General features: G+C 71.1%; 4 protein-coding genes. 1 reads left to right on the top strand and 3 read right to left on the bottom strand.

Going from position 1 to position 2,272, the window contains the following annotated elements; all coding sequences use genetic code 11:
• The 3 genes from HC022_RS24485 to HC022_RS24475 form a co-directional block, all read right to left on the bottom strand.
• On the bottom strand, window positions 1-399 hold a 399-nt coding region (locus HC022_RS24485; RefSeq protein WP_175583722.1), incomplete at its 3' end, for a fumarylacetoacetate hydrolase family protein.
• Complete coding sequence (locus tag HC022_RS24480) at window positions 396-1,088, bottom strand: GntR family transcriptional regulator (protein ID WP_167454130.1); 693 nt, start codon at window positions 1,086-1,088, stop codon at window positions 396-398. The genes HC022_RS24480 and HC022_RS24485, both read right to left, overlap by 4 nt.
• A 5-nt stretch (window positions 1,089-1,093) precedes the next feature.
• Window positions 1,094-1,831, bottom strand: a complete 738-nt coding sequence (locus HC022_RS24475) for an SDR family oxidoreductase (protein ID WP_167454129.1) — start codon at window positions 1,829-1,831, stop codon at window positions 1,094-1,096.
• Window positions 1,832-1,944: 113 nt separating this feature from the next.
• On the opposite strand from HC022_RS24475, the gene HC022_RS24470 reads away from it, so the two are divergent.
• Window positions 1,945-2,272 (top strand): FAD-binding oxidoreductase (locus HC022_RS24470; RefSeq protein ID WP_167454128.1); only part of this gene is annotated, 328 nt, incomplete at its 3' end.

Here is a 2,272-nt window from a genome sequence, read left to right as displayed (position 1 = left end):
CTTGCCGATGACCACGCCGAGCTCGACCTCCCAGTCGGATTTCTCGGACCCCGGCGGCAGGATCACCGCGTCGTTGGGCCCCGACAGCGACGAGGACGCCTTGGTGAACAGGATCGGCTCGCGCGGCGGCTTGCCCCCGGTCTCGGCGGCGTGCTTGGCGTAGTTCAGCCCGATGCAGTGGAAGGTCGGCACCGAGGCGAGACAGGCGCCGATGCGCGCGCCCTCGGGCAGCGCCGGCAGGGTGACGGGATCCAGCGCCCGGATCCGGTCGAGCGCCTCGAGCGAGACGCCCTCGCCCGCGAAATCCGGCACCACGCCGGACAGGTCGCGGATCGTGCCCTCGGCATCCACCAGCGTCGGGCGTTCCTGCCCCTTGGGGCCCACGCGCATCAGTTTCATCTGTCGTCCTCCAGGTCGGTTGCGCCGTCGATCGCCGCGGCCTCGGATTCGAGTGCGGCGGCGATGTCGTCGGCGAGATTGCTCAGGTGATCCTCCACGGCGCCGGTCACCGCGTCCACGTCGCGGCTGCACAGCGCCCGCAGGATGCTGTCGTGGTTTGCCACCACCCGCGCGCGGTTGCGCTGCAGCCGGCCGCAGAGGTAACGCGCCCGCCACAGCCGCGCGAGATAGGCACCGTGGGTCTCGGCCAGCGGCGGGTTGTGCGAGGCCTCGGCGATGCGGATGTGGAAGCTCATGTCGAGCTCGAAGGCCTCGATCGGGTCGAGCGCGCTGTAGGAGCCGGCGATGCGTTCGTGCAGCGCGGTCAGAGCTTCGAGCTCGGCGTCCGAGGCGGCGGCGCAGGCCAGCCGCGCCGAGAGCGTCTCGAGCGCCTGCAGCACCGCCACCATGTCGCGCGCCTCTTGGCTGGTGAGATGCGCGACCACCGGGCTGCGCGACGGCCGCAGCAGAACCAGCCCGTCCTTGGCGAGAATGCGGATCGCCTCGCGCATTGGGGTGCGGCTCACGCCCATGGCGGCGGCGCTGTCGCGCTCCTTGATCTGCGCCCCGGGCGGCAGCGTGCCGCGCAGGATCGCCCGGCGCAGCTGCGCCGCGATCTGCCCGGCGAGCGGCTCCTGGGGCGTCTCCATCCGGCTCATCCGCGGCCGATGAAGGGCATGGTGGTGGCCATGACGGTGACGAACTGCACGTTGGCCTCGAGCGGCAGCGAGGCCATGTGCAGCACGGTCGAGGCGCAATGCCCCGCGTCCATCACCGCCTCGGGCGCGATGTGGCCGTCGGCCTGCGGCACGCCCCTGGCCATCGGGGCCGCCATCTCGGTCAGGGCGTTGCCGATGTCGATCTGCCCGCAGGCGATGTTGAAGGCGCGGCCGTCGAGGCTCAGCGACCGGGTCAGCCCGGTGATCGCGTGCTTCGAGGTCGTGTAGGGCGCCGAGCCCCAGCGCGGCACATGCGCCGAGATCGAGCCGTTGTTGATGATCCGCCCGCCCTGCGGGTCCTGCCGCCGCATCTGGCCAAAGGCCGCGCGGGCGCAGAGGAACATGCCGGTGATGTTGACCGACGAGAGCTGCAGCCAGTCCTCGACCGGGGTCTCGTCGATCATCGCGGCCCTGGTGAAGATGCCCGCGTTGTTGAAGAGCACGTCGAGCCGGCCCCATGCCTCGGCCACCTGCGCGAAGCCCTGCGCGACCTGCGCAGGGTCGGAGACGTCGAAAGGCAGCACCATGGCGCCCGCGTGGTCGCCCGCGGTCTCGCGCAGCGGCGCCTCGCGGCGGCCCACCAGCGCCACGCGCCAGCCCGCCCCGAGAAACGCCTCGGCGGTGACGCGGCCGATGCCGCTGCCCGCGCCGGTGATGACGATGGTTCCTGTCATGCTCCCTCCCCCCGTTGCCGCGATGCACGGCCTGCCGCTGGCGCCCGCGCCAGTTGCTTGCGCCACCATTCCCGGCTGGTATACCGAATGCAAGCCCAAACCCGGAGCCTTCCATGACCGCCTTCGAGGCCCTCGACCACCTTCTCGGCCAACGCTTCTCGACCTCGCTCGCCGCCCGCCGGCAGAACGCCGGAAACGAGGCACATTACCCCGAGGCCCTGCCCGACGCGGTGGCCTGCCCCGAAACCGCGGAGGAGGTCGCCGAGATCATGCGCCATTGCGCGGCTGAGGGGATCCCGGTCACCGCCTTCGGCACCGGCACCTCGCTCGAGGGCCAGCACCTTGCGATGAAGGGCGGGGTCAGCCTTGATTTCTCGCGCATGAACAAGGTGTTGCAGATCAATGCCGAGGACATGAACGTGGTCGTCCAGCCCGGCGTCA

It is taken from the genome of Salipiger sp. HF18, assembly GCF_011806505.1.
Classification (GTDB): domain Bacteria; phylum Pseudomonadota; class Alphaproteobacteria; order Rhodobacterales; family Rhodobacteraceae; genus Salipiger; species Salipiger thiooxidans.
Note: the sequence above shows the minus strand (reverse complement) of the source record. Positions and strands in the feature narration are given on the sequence as shown.

Coding starts and splice junctions, on each gene's coding strand:
- HC022_RS24480 (WP_167454130.1), bottom strand. CDS start 1,088: ATGGAGACGCCCCAGGAGCCGCTCGCCGGGCAGATCGCGGCGCAGCTG.
- HC022_RS24475 (WP_167454129.1), bottom strand. CDS start 1,831: ATGACAGGAACCATCGTCATCACCGGCGCGGGCAGCGGCATCGGCCGC.